Annotated in this window: 20 protein-coding genes; 6 read left to right on the forward strand and 14 right to left on the reverse strand. The window is 53.3% G+C overall.

From position 1 onward, the window contains the following. Nucleotides 1-97: 97 nt before the first annotated feature. Together GRI39_RS03935 and GRI39_RS03940 are read left to right on the forward strand one after the other, a co-directional pair. A complete protein-coding gene (locus GRI39_RS03935) occupies nt 98-550 on the forward strand; it encodes a universal stress protein (RefSeq protein WP_160738340.1) in 453 nt (150 codons plus the stop codon). Nucleotide 551: 1 nt separating this feature from the next. Beyond that, a complete protein-coding gene (locus GRI39_RS03940; protein WP_160738341.1) occupies nt 552-797 on the forward strand; it encodes a helix-hairpin-helix domain-containing protein in 246 nt (81 codons plus the stop codon). A gap of 34 nt (nt 798-831) precedes the next feature. Here GRI39_RS03940 and rnr read toward each other — a convergent pair whose 3' ends face one another. The 10 genes from rnr to dnaK all read right to left on the reverse strand — a co-directional run bounded on the left by rnr (nt 832) and on the right by dnaK (nt 12575). Continuing rightward, nucleotides 832-3132 carry a ribonuclease R gene (gene rnr / locus GRI39_RS03945; protein WP_211371421.1) on the reverse strand — a complete coding sequence of 767 codons (2301 nt, stop codon included), beginning with the start codon at nt 3130-3132 and terminating at the stop codon, nt 832-834. Nucleotides 3133-3169: 37 nt separating this feature from the next. Further along, nucleotides 3170-4711 (reverse strand): proline--tRNA ligase, encoded by a 1542-nt coding sequence (gene proS, locus GRI39_RS03950; protein ID WP_160738343.1) that lies wholly within the window; start codon nt 4709-4711, stop codon nt 3170-3172. A gap of 56 nt (nt 4712-4767) precedes the next feature. After that, complete coding sequence (gene phaR / locus GRI39_RS03955) at nt 4768-5331, reverse strand: polyhydroxyalkanoate synthesis repressor PhaR (protein ID WP_160738344.1); 564 nt, start codon at nt 5329-5331, stop codon at nt 4768-4770. A 69-nt stretch (nt 5332-5400) separates the two neighbouring features. After that, nucleotides 5401-6450 (reverse strand): alanine racemase, encoded by a 1050-nt coding sequence (locus tag GRI39_RS03960; protein ID WP_160738345.1) that lies wholly within the window; start codon nt 6448-6450, stop codon nt 5401-5403. Nucleotides 6451-6539: 89 nt separating this feature from the next. Continuing rightward, on the reverse strand, nt 6540-6965 hold the full coding sequence (locus tag GRI39_RS03965) for an iron-sulfur cluster assembly scaffold protein (RefSeq protein WP_160738346.1): 426 nt from the start codon (nt 6963-6965) through the stop codon (nt 6540-6542). Between the two features lies 1 nt (nt 6966). Further along, nucleotides 6967-7509: a CvpA family protein gene (locus tag GRI39_RS03970; RefSeq protein WP_160738347.1), complete on the reverse strand. Its 543-nt coding sequence runs from the start codon at nt 7507-7509 to the stop codon at nt 6967-6969. 12 nt (nt 7510-7521) lie between these two features. Further along, nucleotides 7522-8889, reverse strand: coding sequence for a DNA repair protein RadA (gene radA / locus GRI39_RS03975; protein ID WP_160738348.1), 1368 nt, complete (start codon nt 8887-8889; stop codon nt 7522-7524). Nucleotides 8890-8993: 104 nt separating this feature from the next. Further along, complete coding sequence (locus GRI39_RS03980; protein ID WP_160738349.1) at nt 8994-9455, reverse strand: low molecular weight protein-tyrosine-phosphatase; 462 nt, start codon at nt 9453-9455, stop codon at nt 8994-8996. Then, nucleotides 9455-10579 carry a molecular chaperone DnaJ gene (gene dnaJ / locus GRI39_RS03985; protein ID WP_160738350.1) on the reverse strand — a complete coding sequence of 375 codons (1125 nt, stop codon included), beginning with the start codon at nt 10577-10579 and terminating at the stop codon, nt 9455-9457. Before dnaJ ends, GRI39_RS03980 begins: the two co-directional genes overlap by 1 nt. 73 nt (nt 10580-10652) lie before the next feature. Then, nucleotides 10653-12575 carry a molecular chaperone DnaK gene (dnaK, locus tag GRI39_RS03990; protein WP_160738351.1) on the reverse strand — a complete coding sequence of 641 codons (1923 nt, stop codon included), beginning with the start codon at nt 12573-12575 and terminating at the stop codon, nt 10653-10655. A gap of 175 nt (nt 12576-12750) precedes the next feature. On the opposite strand from dnaK, the gene GRI39_RS03995 reads away from it, so the two are divergent. Together GRI39_RS03995 and GRI39_RS04000 are read left to right on the forward strand one after the other, a co-directional pair. After that, nucleotides 12751-13239, forward strand: a complete 489-nt coding sequence (locus GRI39_RS03995) for a copper chaperone PCu(A)C (RefSeq protein ID WP_211371422.1) — start codon at nt 12751-12753, stop codon at nt 13237-13239. 170 nt (nt 13240-13409) lie between these two features. Beyond that, a complete protein-coding gene (locus GRI39_RS04000; RefSeq protein ID WP_343033282.1) occupies nt 13410-13763 on the forward strand; it encodes a hypothetical protein in 354 nt (117 codons plus the stop codon). 53 nt (nt 13764-13816) lie between these two features. On the opposite strand, the gene GRI39_RS04005 is transcribed toward GRI39_RS04000, so the two are convergent. From GRI39_RS04005 to hrcA, 3 genes are all read right to left on the reverse strand, one after another. After that, nucleotides 13817-14077, reverse strand: a complete 261-nt coding sequence (locus GRI39_RS04005) for a glycine zipper domain-containing protein (protein WP_246204854.1) — start codon at nt 14075-14077, stop codon at nt 13817-13819. Nucleotides 14078-14160: 83 nt separating this feature from the next. Then, nucleotides 14161-14757, reverse strand: coding sequence for a nucleotide exchange factor GrpE (gene grpE, locus GRI39_RS04010; RefSeq protein ID WP_160738354.1), 597 nt, complete (start codon nt 14755-14757; stop codon nt 14161-14163). Between the two features lie 17 nt (nt 14758-14774). Further along, nucleotides 14775-15818 (reverse strand): heat-inducible transcriptional repressor HrcA, encoded by a 1044-nt coding sequence (gene hrcA, locus GRI39_RS04015; protein WP_160738355.1) that lies wholly within the window; start codon nt 15816-15818, stop codon nt 14775-14777. An 84-nt stretch (nt 15819-15902) separates the two neighbouring features. Here hrcA and rph point away from each other — a divergent pair, with 84 nt between their 5' ends. Both rph and rdgB read left to right on the forward strand, forming a co-directional pair. Beyond that, complete coding sequence (rph, locus tag GRI39_RS04020) at nt 15903-16616, forward strand: ribonuclease PH (protein ID WP_160738356.1); 714 nt, start codon at nt 15903-15905, stop codon at nt 16614-16616. Continuing rightward, nucleotides 16613-17245, forward strand: coding sequence for an RdgB/HAM1 family non-canonical purine NTP pyrophosphatase (gene rdgB, locus GRI39_RS04025; protein ID WP_160738357.1), 633 nt, complete (start codon nt 16613-16615; stop codon nt 17243-17245). The genes rph and rdgB overlap by 4 nt, the downstream gene beginning before the upstream one ends. Here the strand turns inward: rdgB and GRI39_RS04030 are convergent. Beyond that, the gene (locus GRI39_RS04030) at nt 17242-17766 is read right to left on the reverse strand and encodes a CAP domain-containing protein (protein WP_160738358.1); all 525 of its coding nucleotides are present in this window, start codon (nt 17764-17766) and stop codon (nt 17242-17244) included. The two genes, rdgB and GRI39_RS04030, sit on opposite strands and share 4 nt — an antisense overlap. Between the last annotated feature and the right edge of the window lie 26 nt (nt 17767-17792).

Below are 17792 nucleotides of genomic sequence, written 5' to 3' on the forward strand. Positions count from 1 at the left end.
CGAATTTTCAAATATGTCTCTGGCCAATTTGCGCCGCGCCCGCAAGGTCTTGCGCGAAGAGATGATTGCTTCGATAGACAGTTTCAGGAGAGAACCCATGCGAACATATCTGGTCATCATCGACGAAACGGAAGAAGCGCGGGTCGCGCTGCGCTATGCTGCCAGGCGTGCGGCGGATACAAATGGCGCTGTTCAAGTGTTATCTTTGGTTCCAAAACAAGGGTTTAACGCATTTGGCGGCGTTCAGGCCACGATCGAGCAAGAAGCCTATGATCGCGCTGAAGTGCTGGCGACCAGTGCCGCAGGCTCTTTAGCCGGAGAAATGCACAAAATGCCGCAAATCACCGTCCGCATGGGCGATGATAAAATTATTATCCGCGAATATCTGGCTGAACACCCTGAAGTTTCCGCACTCGTGCTCGGCGCTGGTCCGGATGGAAACCCCGGCCCGCTGGTTTCGCACTTCACCACCGGAGCGGGTAGCCTGCCCTGCCCGGTCTTTATCGTGCCCGGAAGTCTGGCTGTGGAAGATATTGACCGGCTTGCCTGAAATGACGTCTGCGATTTTTTCGGAGGATCAACGCACTGCTCTGCTCGCGGTGGAAGGCGTTGGACCCGCCGTTATTGCGCGGTTGGAAGAGTTGGGCATCTCCAGTTTTCATCAGCTTGCGACAAGAAACGCCGAAGATATCTGCGCAGAAACGTCCGCTCGCCTTGGTTCGACATGCTGGAAAAACAGCCCGCAAGCCCGCGCCGCGATCAATGCGGCAATCGAGAGAGCAAAAGCAGGCAATTAGTGCATTGTAGCGAACTGCCTGCCCTGCTCCTCAGTCATTTCTTTTTACGGCCCTGATGGCGAATATTACCAGGGCGGCCGCGCTTACCTTGCATATGTTTGCCCGCCTTATCTTTCATTTCGGTTGGCTTCTTGCGGCGCGGTGGAGGGCGATTGCCGCGAGGTTCAATCTTGCCGCCCTTCCCGTCAGGCAATTCAAACTTTAGCGCGCCAGTCAGTGGATTGGCTTCACCCAGTCGCAATTCGAGCACATCGCCCGGTGAATATGTGGTGCGGCTCTTTTCCCCGATGAGTTGTTGCGCAGCTTCATCATAATGGAAATAGTCGGAACCCAGAGTGGACACCGGCACCAGCCCATCACCGCCCAGGCCTACAATCGTGGCAAAGAAGCCGAAGGACTGAACCCCTGTGATCCGCGTTTCGAACACTTCACCTACGCGGCTTGCCAGCCAGGCGGCGACATAACGATCCACCGTGTCGCGCTCTGCCGCCATCGCCCGGCGTTCCGTGTCACTAATCGCACCGGTGATTTTCGACAGATCACCGCGATCTTTGTCTGACAGGCCGGAATGAGCCGGAATGCCATTTTGCGGGTCAGGCTGCTCTAACCCAAACGCATCGACCAGCGCACGGTGGACCAGAAGGTCGGCATAACGGCGAATAGGCGATGTGAAATGTGCATAGCTGCCCAGCGCCAACCCGAAGTGGCCTGCATTGGCCGGTCCGTAATAGGCTTGGGTCTGGCTGCGCAAAACCGCTTCCATAACCTGAGCCTTTTCAGAGCTATCCGAAACATCTTTCAGCATTCGGTTGAAGAGGCCTGGTGTGATGACCTGACCCAATGCAAGCTTGCGACCAAAACTTTCGAGATAATCGCGCAAAGCCACCAGTTTTTCACGCGATGGCGGTTCATGGATGCGGTAGACGACAGGTGACGCCTTGCTTTCCAGCGCCTTGGCTGCCGCGACATTGGCCGCGATCATGAAATCTTCGACCACCCGATGCGCATCTAGCCTCTCGCGCACAGCAACTTCGGCCACCCGGCCCTGGTCATCCAGCACCACACGGCGTTCTGGCAGATCGAGATCAAGCGGATCACGCTTGTCTCGCGCTGAAGCAAGGTCCTTCCACGCGGCCCAAAGATTTTTCAGCGTGTCATCCGCGCGTTCTTCATCAATCCGCGCCTGCGCCTCTTCATAAGCGATGACTTCCGAAATACGAACAATTGCACGGGTGAAACGCCAACTGTTAATCTGGCCATGCTTGCCGATCTGCATGTGGCAAACCATCGCCGCCCGATCTTCACCCTGGCGAAGCGAACACACATCCGCGCTCAGCACTTCAGGCAGCATCGGCACGACCCGATCCGGGAAATAAACCGAGTTACCCCGCTTGCGCGCTTCACGATCAATCGCGCTGCCGGGGCGGACATAAAAGCTCACATCTGCAATTGCGACGATGGCCTTGAAGCCACCCTCTCCATCCGGCTCAGCCCAGATCGCATCATCGTGATCACGCGCATCGGCGGGATCGATCGCGATGATCGGGATGTGGCGCAGATCTTCGCGCTTTTGGTCACTCAAGGTAACTTTAGACACCTTTTCTGCGTCGTTCAGTACCTCTTGTAGGAAGACGTTGGGAATACCGTATTTGTGGATCGCAATCAGGCTGAAAGCCTTGGGAGCCAGCGGATCTCCGAGCACTTCGACCACCCGAACACCCGCTCTGGGGGAGCGTCCGGCGGGTTCAGCTAGAACAAGATTGCCTTCTTCTGCACTGGCCAAATCGGCGATGGGTGATGACTGGCGAACACGCTTGTCAACCGGCGCAAGCCATGCTTTCCCGCGCCCATCCAGCTCTACAACACCCAGAACAGACTCGCTCGTATCCGCCAGTTTCTTCATCGGATAGGCAATCCAGCCCCGCCCTGCTTCTTCGGTTCGAGCCAGAACCCGATCGCCCTTTTTCAGCGCTCCACCCTTACTCTTCCGCTCAATCAAACGGATTCTGGGAGGAGGCGTCGCGCTTTCCGGGGACCAGCTTTCAGGAATGGCAAAGGCTTCGCCATCCTCGATTTCCATCACTTTGAGGACTGTAACCTTGGGCACACCGCCCATTCGATGATAAGCAGTTCGCTTGCCGTCAATCAGGCCTTCTTCGGCCATGTCCTTGAGGAGTTTTTTGAGATTGATCTTTTCCTGACCCTTCAAGCCAAACGCCTTAGCGATCTCTCGCTTTCCGGCGGGCTTATCAGTGGTCTGGATGAATTCGAGAATTTGCTCCCGGCTCGGAAGGCCAGGAGCATTTCTTATATCTTTTGTCGGTTTAATCGCCATCCGATCCATCTATACCATGGATCAGCAACGGTCACGCTCAATAGGCGCGGGCGACGTAAATCCTTTCAACCGCTGGTTTTCCCGTAAATATGCAGGTTCCCTCAACAGGTGCTGCGTTAATCGGAACATTGCGGACAGTGAGCTTAAGGGATTTCAGCTTATCAACCACCTGCTGTAGCTCTTCACCGGTCGGTTTTGACCATTGCACCTCAACCCAACCCGGATACCGTTTTTCACTACTGAAAAAGGCGGTCAGCCCTTCCAGCGTGTCGACATCACGCGCGATAGCATTTTCACGGCGGGCCAAAGCCTCATCGTAGAGCGAAGCCTGAATATCTTCAAGAAGCCCGGAAATCTCAGCCACACAATCAAGGCGTGAAGGCCCGGCAAATGCGGGCTTGGCATCATCGCCCCATAATTTATCCCGGCGCAGCAAGGTCACCTTGCCCTGTTCAAGATCACGACCACCCACTTCGATGATCACAGGAACGCCCTTGCGCACCCAGGTCCAGCGCTTGGGCGCAGGCTTCCCCGGTTTCAAATCGAGCTGCACTCGGACCGGCTCACGCAAAGCATCTTGCTTGGCAATTGCGTCGCGCAATTCCTCACAATAGTCGATCAAAGCCGCATCAGAATCATTGCCACGCAACATGGGCAGGATCACGACTTGCACTGGGGCAATGGCTGGCGGAACACGCAGGCCATCATCATCACCATGCGTCATGATAACGCCGCCGATCAGACGGGTGGAGACACCCCAACTCGTCGTGTGCGCAAGCTGCTGCTGGCCTTCCTTATCCTGAAAGCGAATGTTGGCCGCCTCAGCAAAGCTGGTGCCGAGATAATGGGAAGTGCCGGCCTGAAGGGCCTTGCCATCCTGCATCATCGCTTCAATCGACCATGTCTCTTCAGCGCCCGGAAAACGCTCATTTTCAGGCTTTTCACCTGCAATCACAGCCAGAGCAAGCTGTTCATCGGCGAAACTGCGATATACTTCGAGCATCCGGAGTGTATGCTCTTTGGCGCTTTCAGCGTCAGCGTGGGCCGTATGCCCTTCCTGCCAGAGAAATTCACTGGTCCGCAGGAACATACGGGTGCGCATTTCCCAGCGTACAACATTAGCCCACTGGTTGAGCTTGAGCGGAAGGTCACGCCAACTCTGAATCCAGCGGCTCATTGCATCGCCGAAAATCGTTTCCGAAGTGGGACGAACCACAAGAGGCTCTTCCAATTTGGCTTCTGGGTCAGGAATTAGCTTGCCATCAGGACCTGCCACAAGGCGATGATGCGTAACAACCGCCATTTCCTTGGCAAAGCCATCAACATGTTCAGCTTCACGCTCGAAGTTGGAAAGCGGAATGAAGAGCGGAAAATAGCAATTATCGTGCCCCGCATCCTTGATGCGGCGGTCGAGCAGAGCCTGCATCCGCTCCCAAATGCCATAGCCCCATGGTTTGATCACCATACAGCCTCGCACACCCGACTCTTCTGCAAGGTCGGCTGCTGCGATAACTTCCTGATACCATTGCGCAAAATCGTCTGCACGGCGGATCGGTAAGGCGTGGCGTATCTCTGACACTAAGCGGGCTTTCGAATCACTTGTTTGTACGAAAGGCCCGCATGACTTGCCGCGAGCTATTTGCCAAGCTGATCGAGCTTTTTCTGCATTTCCATCATCTGTTTGCGCAGGGCATCGAGATCATCTTCAGTGCTCTTCGCAGATGTATTTTCGCTCGAAACCTTCCCAGCAGCTTTCGGCATAAAAGCGCTGGTTGCAGCTTCCAGCATAGCCATATTGGTTTCCGCAAACTTCTTCAGACTATCCGGCGTCATGCTGGTTGAAAAAGTTTCTTGCAGTTTCCGTTGATTAGCCTGGAAATTCTTCATCGAAGCTTCAAGGTAAAATGGAACAATCGACTGAACGGAATTACCATACATCGCAATGAGCTGCCGCAAGAAGCTGATAGGCAGCATTTGCTCCCCGCTCGCTTCTTCTTCCATGATGATTTGCGTGAGAATGGCATGTGTAATGTCATTGCCAGTCTTTGCGTCCACAACTTCGAAGTCTGTTCCTTCTCGTGTCATACGAGCCAAATCATCAAGCGTAATGTAGCTCGAAGATTTCGTATTATACAGCCGGCGGTTGGCGTATTTCTTGATGATCACCGTTTCATCTACGGTGTCTGACGTGCTGGGCATTTAACCATCTCCAACTGTTTGAAGGAGATAGTAGCATTTCCTCGATGTGCAGCGCAACATAGATACGCGTTAGCGCGAGTTAAAACGTTCGCCCAAAACAGTAAGAAGTTCATATTGGGACAGACCGGTTGCCGCAGAAGCTGCCGCCAAGTTGTAAGGAAGTGAAACCCAGTCTCCTTCAGCAACATCCGGTGCTGCACTGCAATCTACTACTGTCATATCCATCGATATTTTGCCGAGAACAGGTAGATCAATACCACCATATCGAAACTTCGCCTTGCCGGCCCAAGCCCGCAGAAAGCCGTCAGCATATCCCAGCGAAACAATTGCAACACGCATAGGGCGTGGCGCTGTGAAGGTCGCATTATATCCGATCGTAGCGCCTTGAGCGACCTGCCGCGTCATAATGACCATAGCCTGCGGCGTCGCCACCTGCTCTATTACACCTTCAAATTCTGCGCGGGGAATTCCTCCATAAAGTGCCAGTCCTGGACGGGTAATGTCAAAATGGTATGGCTCTCCCAAAGCAATGCCAGCGCTACTGGAAAGGCTTTTTCCAACAGAATTTATCGCTCTAAATGCAGTGCGGGCACGGTCAAGTTGAACAGCATTCAACGGGTGGTCTTCATCTGCACATGCGAGATGCGACAAAACAAGGTTGATATCTAACTTCTGCAAAATCGGATCATGTATCTCACTCATATCGAGACCGAGACGATTGATCCCAGTATCGACCATGAGGTCACAAACACCCCCTCCCGCACGCAGCCAAATTGCTGCCTGTGACAGGCTATTGATCACCGGCCGCAAGCCTTGCGACTTGGCATACTGCGCTTCTTCAGAGGTTTGCGGGCCATGCAACACGGAAATATCATTCGCTGCCACATAACGAAGCAATGATGCCGCCTCGCACCAATGTGTCACAAAGTAGTTGCGAACGCCCTGCTCTTTGAGAATCGGTGCAACGCTATTAATACCAAGGCCGTAAGCATTTGCCTTGATTGCCGCTCCAGCAGAGGCAGTGCCTGAAAGCATATTCAGGCGCTGCCAATTGCGTGCCAAAGCATCACCGTCAATATGCAGGCGCAGGTTTGGAACGGGGCAATTAAAGGAGGGCATTGAGCAAACTCATATTCAGAACCGGCGACCTGTTTTGAAGATCTGCCAGATTAACAATGTTGCGCGTTAACCCAGACCGCAGGGTAAGACTAGATGATTGAATGCAGTGCTCGATAAGCTGCCTGCCAAGGAAGCCGGATTGCCCCATGACGACCGGGAAAGTCTTTGGCTGCAGCAATGATCCCAAGGTCAGACCATTCCGGTATCGGCCCTGCGTCATTCAGCCAGGAATCCAACGCAGATATCATATCGTCGATATCTCTGACATTCTTTCCCTTGGCATGGCGAGCAAAAATAGCCGTGGCAGCTTGCCCTACTGCGCAGGCCTGAGTTTTCAGGCCTATGTCACATATGCGCCCATCATTATCGGTTTCCAGATAGAGGGACATCACACTGCCGCATGTGGGAGATTTAGCCTTTCCAAACAGGGAAAGTGCCGGGTTAGCGGGATATTGAGCCAGTTCTACCGCCAGAGCTAGTAAGTGAGGGGAATATAATTTCTCGGTCGCAGCCATTTCAAAAGATATCTGTTTTAGAACTATCGGATTCCGCTTTATCAGAAATCATACGCCTTCTACGTTCATCAATGACCTGAACCAGGCTGTCAGCGCTGGCGTTTATGAATGGATAGGTCCGAGACTGAACAATCCAGTCAGGCCGTCCCTCGGCACCCCAAATCGTATCATAGGCAAGAACCAGAATGGAAAAGCCCATTACAACAATAATGGCACCTTTGATCGTGCCAAAGCCAAATCCCAACACCCGGTCTATTGGCCCAAGAACGGAGGATCTAGAGGTTCTTCCAGCCCAGATCGCAAATCCGCGCATGAAAGCGAAAGGAATGAGAAGCAATATAAGGAACGCTAAAACAGCAGCACCCGAAGGAGAGGAGATGTAATCAAACAATATAGCGGTTAAGTCAGTGTGGAAGTAATAGATTGCGACGATCGCCGCCGCCCAGGCAGCAAGCGAAAGAACCTCCTGCAAAAAACCGCGCATGAAGCCACGTATGGCACCGAGGCCCACTACAAAGAGTACAATGATATCAAAGCCGGTCATGTGATTATCCGCCTATGATGATGCCACAATCCGGTCAACGAGCTTGAACAATCCCGATAGATTTTCATACGTAATACCACTGCCGTCTCGATCCCCGTCTGGTGGGCCGAAGCCTTTATCAAAGCCAAGTTTGGCAGCCTCACGCATTCTGAGACCTGAATGAGCAACTGGACGAATTTCTCCTGCGAGAGAAATTTCGCCAATCCACACCGATTTGGTGGGCAGAGGTTTGTCAGCTAAAGCGGAAACGAGGGCTGCAGCGACAGCAAGGTCTGCGGCGGGGTCCTGCAGTCTATAGCCACCTGAGACATTGAGATAAACTTCAGCGGTTGAGAAGTTCAAACCGCAGCGCGATTCCAGCACAGCAAGCAACATAGCCAACCGTCCGCTATCCCAACCCACCACCGCACGACGCGGCGTGGCCCCGCTCTGCAAGCGAACAATCAGAGCCTGAATTTCAATTAGGACAGGCCGTGTTCCTTCGATGGCTGGAAATATAGCGCTTCCTGCAACAGGTGCTTCCTGTCCTGAAAGGAACAGAAGGGATGGATTAGAAACTTCTTCAAGCCCCTTCCCCGCCATCGCAAAAACGCCAATTTCATCGACAGCACCAAAGCGGTTTTTGAGCGCACGCAGGATACGGTATTGGTGGCTTCGTTCCCCCTCAAAGCTCATCACAACATCTACCATATGCTCCAGCACACGGGGGCCTGCGATGGTGCCATCCTTGGTAACATGGCCAACCAGAATAAGCGCGACGCCGCTTTCCTTGGCATAACGGATCAATTCAAAAGCGCAGCCACGCACCTGGCTAACCGTACCCGGAGCGCCTTCAATGGTATCCGAATGCATGGTCTGGATGGAATCGATCACCAGAAGCGCAGGAGGCTCCATCCCATTCAGCGTGGTGAGAATGTCCCGAACTGATGTGGCCGAAGCAAGCTGTATTGGGGCATCTTTATGGCCCAGCCGTTCAGCACGCATACGGACCTGCCCGGCAGCTTCTTCGCCGCTGACGTAAACGACATCCTGACCATTCCGGGAAATGCTCGCCGCCGCCTGCAGCAAAAGCGTTGATTTGCCGATTCCTGGATCACCCCCCATGAGGATAGCAGAGCCAGGAACCAGACCTCCACCCAAGGCGCGGTCAAATTCAGCAAGGCCTGTACTGCGCCGTTCCAGAGCTTCACTCGGCGCATCAAGCGCCACAAACTGGATCTTTTTTCCACCACTCGACAGATCGTGCTTCATTGAAAACACACTAGCGGGCGTATCTTCGACCAAGCTGTTCCATTCTGAGCAATCGGGACATTGCCCCTGCCAGCGGTGCGAAACCCCACCGCAAGCCTGACATACATATCGCCTTTTTGTTTTAGCCATCGCTCAGGCGTAGCGGGAACATAAAAGGAACGCAATCACAACCACTCGTCATTATAGATGGATGGAACCTACCCAATTATAGATGGATGGAACCTACCCACAGTTCAGCGACTGAAACGATCAACAAGAGCCCGCGCTGCCTTGCTGACATCACACCAGGTTTGGGTAAAACCTTCCGCACCACCATAATAGGGGTCTGCTACAGGCCGACCCCGTTCCCCTTCTACAACATCCATGAGCAGGCTGATTTCGGCTGTAGTATCTTCGGGAGCGCGTTGCTGAATGATGGCTAGGTTATCTTTGTCCAAAGCAAAGATATGGCTGAATTTGCGATAATCATCTTCACCGATCTGCCTTCCACGCAAATGAGCAATGGAAACGCCATGGCTGGCAGCTTCCTTCTGCGCACGCGGGTCAGGTGCATTGCCAATATGCCAGTCACCCGTACCAGCAGAGTCGACGATTATATCCAACCCGGCCTCGTCTGCCGCCGCCCGGAAGGCACCTTCAGCCATGGGCGAACGGCAGATATTACCGAGGCAGACAAAGAGAACCGCTGGTTTCATCAATCAGTCAAATCCGTCCAAACAGATTTGATCTTGTCAAAGAAGCTTCGACTCTCCGGACATTCTTCTCCGGTTTCTGTTTCTTTAAACTCACGCAGCAGCTCTTTCTGGCGAGCTGAAAGGCGTGTTGGTGTTTCGACAGCAATTTCAACCACCATGTCGCCCCGACCGCGCCCTTGAAGTACAGGCATGCCTGCACCGCGTTTGCGCAATTGCTTGCCAGACTGAATACCAGCTGGAATGTCGATCACATTAGGTTCGCCATCCATACCAGGTATTTCAACTGAGCCGCCCAAAGCCGCAGTAGTGAAGCTGATTGGGACACGGGTGAATAGAACGGTCCCCTCACGTTCGAAAACGGAATGCTTGCGAACATGAAGGAAAATGTAAAGGTCGCCCGGAGGCGAGCCCATAGGACCGGCTTCTCCCTTGCCCGAAAGACGAATACGCGTACCATTATCAACGCCAGGTGGAATATTGACGTCTAGCACCTGCACTTCATCGACGCGTCCTTCGCCACGGCAATCAGTGCAAGGCTTTTCAATGACTTCACCGCGCCCATGGCAATTGGGGCATGGCTTTTCGATAACGAAAAGGCCTTGCTGGGCACGGACTTTTCCGTGACCATGGCACAGGTTACAGCCGCGCTTGGAGGTTCCGGGTTGTGCCCCTGTACCCTGACAGGTGTGGCACGAAACCGAAACTTCAACTTCGATCTGCGTGTCTTTACCGTGGAAAGCATCATCGAGGCTGATTTCCATATCGTAGCGCATATCTGCACCGCGACGGGGCCTTGCCCTGCCCCCACCTCCGCCAAAGGCGTTGCCGAAAATCGTCTCGAAAATATCGCCTATATCGCCAAAGTCTGACGCCTGAGGGCCGCCGCCGCCCTGCTGAAAGGCGGCATGGCCAAAACGATCATAAGCCGCACGTTTTTGCGGATCTTTGAGGCAGTCATAGGCCTCACTGATGGCTTTAAACTTTGCTTCGGCTTCAGCATCACCGGGATTTCTATCCGGGTGGAAGCGCATCGCCAACTTGCGATAAGAGGATTTGATAGTCTTGTCGTCCGCAGTGCGCTCGACTTCAAGAAGCTCGTAATAATCTATTTCAGTAGCAGACATGTTCCCGCCTTAAACCAGATCGCCACCGACGCGACATGCACATCGGTGGCGGTATAGGTTTCCTTCAGGACAATCAGCCCTTGTTGTTTTCGTCGTCGACTTCCGAAAATTCGGCATCGACTACATCATCGTCAGACTTTGCGCCTGCGTCAGATGCTGCGGCATCACCACCTTCAGCCTGCTGCTTCTCGTAGATTTCCTGACCCATTTTCATGGCCAGTTCTGTGAGAGCCTGGGCCTTGGCATTAATCGCATCAAGATCATCGCCTTCGAGCGCAGTTTTGGCTTCAGCAATGGCCCCTTCGACCTGGCTCTTCAGATCAGCACTGACCTTTTCGCCACTCTCAGACAATTGCTTTTCTGTCGCGTGGACGAGGCTTTCGGTGTTGTTCCGTGCTTCTGCCTGCTCACGACGCTTCTTGTCTTCATCGGCAAACTTTTCAGCATCCTGAACCATCTGGTCAATGTCAGATTCTGAAAGACCGCCCGATGCCTGAATGCGGATCTGTTGTTCCTTACCGGTACCCTTGTCCTTAGCGGACACGTTCACCAGACCGTTGGCGTCGATGTCGAAGGTCACTTCGATCTGCGGAACACCGCGCGGAGCGGATGGAATGCCCATCAGATCAAACTGGCCAAGCAATTTGTTATCCGCAGCCATTTCACGCTCGCCCTGGAACACGCGAATTGTCACGGCTTGCTGGTTATCTTCAGCAGTCGAGTAGACTTGCGTTTTCTTGGTCGGGATCGTGGTGTTGCGGTCAATCATGCGAGTGAAGACACCGCCCAGCGTTTCGATACCCAGCGACAGCGGGGTCACGTCCAGCAGGAGAACATCTTTTACATCACCCTGAAGCACACCAGCCTGAATAGCAGCGCCCATGGCAACCACTTCATCAGGGTTTACGCCCGTGTGTGGCTTCTTACCAAAGAAGCTTTCCACGACTTCACGGACCTTAGGCATACGGGTCATACCGCCGACCAGCACGACTTCGTCAATGCCGCTCTTGTCTACGCCAGCATCCGCAAGAGCCTTTTTGCAAGGTTCAAGAGTACGCTGAATGAGGCCTTCTACCAGCTTTTCAAGCTGCGAGCGGCTCAGTGTTTCAACAAGGTGAAGCGGGGTAGATGAACCACCTTCCATACGCGCAGTGATGAACGGCAGGTTCACTTCCGTCGTTTGCGAGCTAGAAAGTTCGATTTTCGCCTTTTCTGCAGCTTCCTTCAGGCGCTGGAGGGCAAGCTTATCCTTGCGCAGATCCATGTCTTCTTTCTTCTGGAACTGCTCAGCGAGATATTCGACGATGGCTGTGTCGAAATCTTCACCACCAAGGAAAGTATCACCATTGGTGGACTTCACTTCGAACACGCCATCACCGATTTCGAGGACGGAAACGTCGAATGTGCCGCCGCCAAGGTCATAAACGGCGATTGTTTTGCCGTCTTCCTTGTCGAGACCATAAGCCAGAGCTGCTGCCGTTGGCTCGTTAATGATGCGCAGCACTTCAAGACCAGCGATCTGACCAGCATCTTTGGTGGCCTGACGCTGAGCGTCATTGAAGTAAGCCGGAACGGTGATGACGGCCTGCGTCACGGTTTCGCCGAGGTAGCTTTCTGCCGTTTCCTTCATCTTCTGAAGAGTAAAGGCAGAAACCTGCGATGGGCTATATTCCGTACCGCCAGCTTCAACCCATGCGTCGCCATTCTTACCCTTGACGATGTCATAGGGGACAAGCTCCATGTCCTTCTTGGTCATGGGGTCATCAAAACGGCGGCCGATGAGGCGCTTGACGGCAAAAATTGTATTGTCTGGATTGGTTACAGCCTGACGCTTGGCCGGTTGGCCGATCAGACGTTCACCATCTTTGGTGAAGGCAACAATAGAAGGTGTGGTGCGCGCACCTTCTGAATTTTCAACTACTTTGGGCTTGCCCCCGTCCATAACAGCTACGCAGCTGTTCGTTGTTCCCAAGTCGATACCGATAACTTTGGCCATGGTTTCCCCATTTCCTATCTAAAAATTGGACACCGCACATCTGGCCCCCCTTGCAAAAGGCAGAACCGTTCGGCGGCTCGTTGACAGGCGCGATATAGGTGCGCTTTTGGTTGGCACAAGGGATTTGCCGGGCTAGAAATCGGCAATTCCACAGGGAATTATTTTTGGGGAGGAAATGATGAAAAGAATTTTGGCCAGTATGGCTCTTGGAATGGTCACTGTCAGCTTTGCGGCTTGCGGTGGAAATGAAGCCGAAACGCCAGCCGAAAACTCCGCTCCAAACGCACCGGAAGGCATCAATGTTGAAAATGCCCGCCTGATCCTTCCTCCGGTTGCTGGAAATCCGGCGGCGGTTTATTTTGACATCAGCAACAATGGGAAAAAGACCAGAGTCATCCGCTCTGTTTTTGTCGAAGGCGCTAAAAGCGCTGCCATGCATCAGGTCAGCACCTGGGAAGGCAAGGCGTCGATGGATGACATTTTCCAGCTTGACGTTCCGATCGGGAAAACCGTGTCTTTTGTGCCGGGAGAAAAGCATGTGATGGTTATGGGCCTTGCTGAAGACACAAAACCCGGAGACAAGATTGAAGTCACACTGACCTTTGCAGGTGGTGACAAGATCAGCTTCCCTGCCGAAGTGCTCGCTGCTGGTGATGAACGGTAATTACCCATATGCCAATTAAAGCGGGGGCAATCTGCCCAGTGGGTGGGGAAAGATCCCTCACCCAAGGAGAGATTGCCCTCGTCCGACAAATTTTTGGAACTGCGATTGATTGCAACCCGGTCCGGATCAAGCGCAGTAAGTGGTTTCCGTTTCAGCCAAGACAAACAGTCATGGCACCAAGAGGCCATCTTCACTTCCACCCGGCCACCACTCTTTATTCCGATGACTTCTCAGTTGAGGGCCTGAATTTGCAAGGGCTGTTTCTGCATGAAATGACCCATGTCTGGCAGGTGCAGCACAAGGGGGAATGGCATCTTGTTACCCACCGCCATCCATTTTGCCGTTATGATTACGCCTTAAAGCCCGGCTGGACGCTTGAACGCTACGGATTGGAGCAGCAGGCAGAAATCATCCGTCATGCTTTTCTTTTGCGCAAAGGACGCAAATTGCCGGGTATTGGCGATTCGGAAGCCTATGATGCCCTAGTGAGCTTTCCGGGAGCTACACTCGGGCCGACGATATAAAAAGAGGCGCTACGAACACTCGCAGCGCCTCTTTTTCATTATCGTAGCCGCAATTAGCGATAACGACGGCATTCGTCACGATAACGATACTTCTCTTTCTTGCAGTCATCTTTGCTGATGAACGCGCCACCAGCCGCACCGGCCGCGCCACCAACGGCAGCACCGGTTCCAACATCACCGCCTGTTACAGCCGCGATGCCTGCACCGGCTGCCGCACCAGCTAAACCGCCTTCAGCGGCATAGTTATCAGCGCAAGCTCCGAGAGAAAGAGCCGAGCCGAGCAAGAGGGGGGCCATAAGGATACGCATTTTCATAAATCAACTCCCTGTAATTTCGTCAATTACACAGAGTTACGATCCAACACGCTCTCCAGTTCCCCCATCCTCTCAGCACTTCATCAATCCGGCTTTTTTGCGACACCGACCATCGCAGGGCGCAACAAACGATCGCGGATCATGTAGCCCGCCTGCATCTCCTGCACCACGGTACCCGGCTCCGCATCTTCCGTCGGAATTTCCATCATTGCCTGGTGCTGATTGGGGTCAAGTGGCATACCTCGCGCAGCAATCCGCGTAATGCCATGCTGATTGAAGACCTTGTCCATCTCACGCTGCGTAGCTTCGATGCCGGCAACCAACCCTTTGAATTTATCATCTTCGCGCAGTTCAGTTGGAACAGCATCGATTGCCCGTACCAGATTGTCAGCAATTGACAGAATATCTCGTGCAAATCCGGTTGCCGCATATGCTCGCGCGTCAGAAATATCTTTCTCCAGACGCCGGCGTACGTTTTGCGTATCAGCTTTGGCGTAAAGCACTTCCTGCTTGGTCGCTTCGAGCTGTTCGCGGAGATTTTTCAATTCTTCCTGTACTTCAGAAGGCAGCTTGGAATTGTCCTCATCCGCCTGACTTTCAGAATCGAGCATTTCTTTCGGCACGCCTCTCAATTCGTCAGCGACTTCCTTGTCATTATGCTCGGTTTTGTTTTCCGTCATATGCTATATTCTTCCAGCTATCCGATAAGCTTGCCCAGACTTCGGGCAGTGAAGTCCACCATGGGGACGACCCTAGCGTAATTCAACCGCGTCGGCCCTATTACACCCAAAACGCCAACCACCCTTCCTTCACGATCGCGATAAGGCGAAGCGATGACGGAAGATCCTGAAAGGGCGAACAATCTGTTCTCTGAACCGATGAATATCCGAGCGGATTTTGCTTCCCGCGCGCTATCCAGCAATGCTGATACAGATTGTTTGTTTTCCAGATCGTCGATCAAGGAGCGGACGCGCTCAATATCGCTCATGGCCTCGTCGTCAAGCAAGTTTGCTTGGCCACGCACGATCAAAACCGGTCGTTGCGAAGCATCCTTGCTCCACACTGCAAGGCCTCTTTCCACCAAATCGCGGCTTGCTTCATCGAGAGCGGATTGTCCGCTTGCTATGTCGGTGACCATCAACTTGGCCGCCTCTTGCAGCGTTTTTCCGCATAATCGGGCGGTAATGTAATTGGTGGCTTCCTGCAGTGCAGAGGTGGATGTGTCTTCGTTGATTTCGAGTAGCCGATTCTCAACACTGCCATCTTCCCCCACAAGCACCACCAGAGCTCGCCTTGCATCAAGGCGAACCAAATTCATCTGTGACAAACGGGGATTGCGCTTGGGTACCATGACTACACCGGCAGCAGCAGAAATATCCGACAGGATTGAGCTTGTAGCTTCGAGCGCCTGCTCAATCGGACCATGTTTTGACAGACGACGTTCAATCACAGCGCGTTCTTCACGAGTGGGCTCAGCCACTTGCATCATCCCATCGACAAACAGGCGCAGGCCTGTCTCAGTTGGCATTCGGCCCGCGCTGGTATGTGGCGCAGCGAGTAATCCCAGAACCTCCAGATCGCTTAATACAGAGCGGATAGAAGCAGGAGATAGATTGACCCGCCCATCGGCAGCCAATGCTTTGGAGCCTATGGGCTGCCCATTATCGATAAAACCCTCAACGACGAGGCGAAATATGGCGCGGGCGCGATCGGTTAATTCTGTTACGGGTGTTGGTGCCATAATAGGTGCTAATTTAATCACTCCCCTTGCAGCCTCAAGCAATAAGCGACTAGGGCAGCCGCAATTCTTCTAAAGGAAATCCAAATGCGACCATCCGGCCGTGCGCCAGACGAAATGCGTGCTATCGATATTCAGACCGGCTTCACTAAACATGCTGAAGGTTCTGTTCTCGTCAGCTTCGGTGATACCAGAGTTTTAGTGACCGCCAGCATTGAAGATCGCACTCCGCCTTGGCTTCGTGGCAAAAATTCCGGCTGGGTAACGGCCGAATATTCGATGCTTCCCCGTGCCACTCACACGCGCGGAATACGTGAAGCAGCCAAGGGCAAACAATCTGGTCGGACGCAGGAAATCCAGCGTCTGATCGGTCGTTCGCTGCGCTCTATCATTAATCTTGAAAAACTTGGCGAACGCCAGATTACTGTGGATTGTGATGTCATTCAGGCCGATGGTGGCACGCGCACAGCGTCCATTTCTGGCGCTTGGGTGGCTTTGCGTCTGGCTGTCAACAAACTGATGGCTGATGGCGCGATCAAGGAAGATCCGATTGAAGCCAAAATTGCCGCTATCAGCTGCGGCATTTATCAAGGCACCCCTGTGCTTGATCTCGATTACATCGAAGACAGCAGCGCAGATGCCGATGCCAATTTCGTACTGATCGAAGGTGGCCGTATTGCTGAAGTACAAGCCACTGCTGAGGGCGCTACATATGATGAAGAAGGCCTTCTGCGCTTGCTTCGTCTGGCCCAGATCGGTTGCAACCAGATCTTTGCCGCACAGGAAGCCGCTGTAAAATGACCCGTCAGCTCGGTTCCGGAAAGCTCGTGATTGCCACGCATAATGCAGGCAAACTGAAAGAAATCGCTGCTTTGCTCGAACCTTATGGGCTTGATTGCATCTCAGCGGGTGCGCTCGGGCTGGCTGAACCGGCTGAAACCGGCACCACATTTGTCGAAAATGCTCTGTTGAAGGCGAGAGCGGCAGCGGAGGCTTCCGGCCTCCCTGCCCTCGCTGACGATAGCGGCATGTCTGCTGTAGCGCTTGATGGGCGGCCTGGCGTCTATACTGCGGATTGGGCAGAACGGCAGTGGTTCGAAGGTGACCCAGGGCGTGACTGGTTTATGGCTATGGGTAAAGTCGAAGGCATGATCGCTGCCAAAGGCCCGGATGCACCGCGCGACGCCTGGTTTTCCTGCGTATTAGCGATTGCATGGCCTGATGGTGACTATGCTGTTTATGAAGGTCGCTGCGATGGCCAACTGACATGGCCTCCGCGTGGGAATTTAGGTTTTGGCTATGATCCGGTATTTGTGCCCAACGGGTATGAGCAGACCTTTGCAGAGCTGCAACCTTCTCAGAAACAGGCGATCAGCCATCGTTCTGATGCCTTTGCCAAGCTGACTGCGGATCAGTTCGGCTCAAGCTAGTTGCTGATCCGTTCACCAACGATGTTGCCGGCTGGCCAGTACCGACATACCAGGAAGTCAAAGCTTCGCCCACGTGCCAGAGCGCATCCGACTTCTTTGGTTTCAGGCCAGATGATTTGCGTGTAATGGCCTACGTCCTGCCAATTTCCGCTGCGCGAAACATCAGGAAATACACCACTTTTGAAGTCGCTTCTTTCGGAGAGGAATGCGTCCATCGCATCGCTCATTCGGTAATAGCCGATAGTTCCTGCCCAGAGGTTTTCCCCCGCATTACCGCGCTGGCGGGAGGAACTATGCCGCAATTGCCCATCAGCAGCGAGTTGCTGTGCCCATTGATAAGCGTCAAACGCCAGTCTATCGCTCCATAAAAGTGGGGGGAGACCAACCCGTTTTCGTTCGTTATTATGGCCAGAAAGCAAGTCTTTCTTGAAGCCTCCATCATCTTGCTGTGCTATCGAAGGAGCAGCAAAAAAGATGGCTGCTGACGCTAGGCTTATCATCAGGAAGCGGGCTATGTTCATTGCCTCTTTTCTGCCAATTTCCTCTT

It is taken from the genome of Altericroceibacterium indicum, assembly GCF_009828105.1.
GTDB classification, from domain to species: Bacteria; Pseudomonadota; Alphaproteobacteria; order Sphingomonadales; family Sphingomonadaceae; genus Altericroceibacterium; species Altericroceibacterium indicum.

Coding starts and splice junctions, on each gene's coding strand:
- hrcA (WP_160738355.1), bottom strand. CDS start 15,818: ATGGCACCAACACCCGTAACAGAATTAACCGATCGCGCCCGCGCCATA.
- grpE (WP_160738354.1), bottom strand. CDS start 14,757: ATGACGGAAAACAAAACCGAGCATAATGACAAGGAAGTCGCTGACGAA.
- GRI39_RS03935 (WP_160738340.1), top strand. CDS start 98: ATGCGAACATATCTGGTCATCATCGACGAAACGGAAGAAGCGCGGGTC.
- rph (WP_160738356.1), top strand. CDS start 15,903: ATGCGACCATCCGGCCGTGCGCCAGACGAAATGCGTGCTATCGATATT.
- GRI39_RS04000 (WP_343033282.1), top strand. CDS start 13,410: ATGGCACCAAGAGGCCATCTTCACTTCCACCCGGCCACCACTCTTTAT.
- GRI39_RS03965 (WP_160738346.1), bottom strand. CDS start 6,965: ATGGCTGCGACCGAGAAATTATATTCCCCTCACTTACTAGCTCTGGCG.
- rdgB (WP_160738357.1), top strand. CDS start 16,613: ATGACCCGTCAGCTCGGTTCCGGAAAGCTCGTGATTGCCACGCATAAT.
- radA (WP_160738348.1), bottom strand. CDS start 8,889: ATGGCTAAAACAAAAAGGCGATATGTATGTCAGGCTTGCGGTGGGGTT.
- phaR (WP_160738344.1), bottom strand. CDS start 5,331: ATGCCCAGCACGTCAGACACCGTAGATGAAACGGTGATCATCAAGAAA.
- GRI39_RS04005 (WP_246204854.1), bottom strand. CDS start 14,077: ATGAAAATGCGTATCCTTATGGCCCCCCTCTTGCTCGGCTCGGCTCTT.
- rnr (WP_211371421.1), bottom strand. CDS start 3,132: ATGGCGATTAAACCGACAAAAGATATAAGAAATGCTCCTGGCCTTCCG.
- GRI39_RS04030 (WP_160738358.1), bottom strand. CDS start 17,766: ATGAACATAGCCCGCTTCCTGATGATAAGCCTAGCGTCAGCAGCCATC.
- GRI39_RS03980 (WP_160738349.1), bottom strand. CDS start 9,455: ATGAAACCAGCGGTTCTCTTTGTCTGCCTCGGTAATATCTGCCGTTCG.
- GRI39_RS03970 (WP_160738347.1), bottom strand. CDS start 7,509: ATGACCGGCTTTGATATCATTGTACTCTTTGTAGTGGGCCTCGGTGCC.
- dnaJ (WP_160738350.1), bottom strand. CDS start 10,579: ATGTCTGCTACTGAAATAGATTATTACGAGCTTCTTGAAGTCGAGCGC.
- GRI39_RS03940 (WP_160738341.1), top strand. CDS start 552: ATGACGTCTGCGATTTTTTCGGAGGATCAACGCACTGCTCTGCTCGCG.
- dnaK (WP_160738351.1), bottom strand. CDS start 12,575: ATGGCCAAAGTTATCGGTATCGACTTGGGAACAACGAACAGCTGCGTA.
- GRI39_RS03995 (WP_211371422.1), top strand. CDS start 12,751: ATGATGAAAAGAATTTTGGCCAGTATGGCTCTTGGAATGGTCACTGTC.
- GRI39_RS03960 (WP_160738345.1), bottom strand. CDS start 6,450: ATGCCCTCCTTTAATTGCCCCGTTCCAAACCTGCGCCTGCATATTGAC.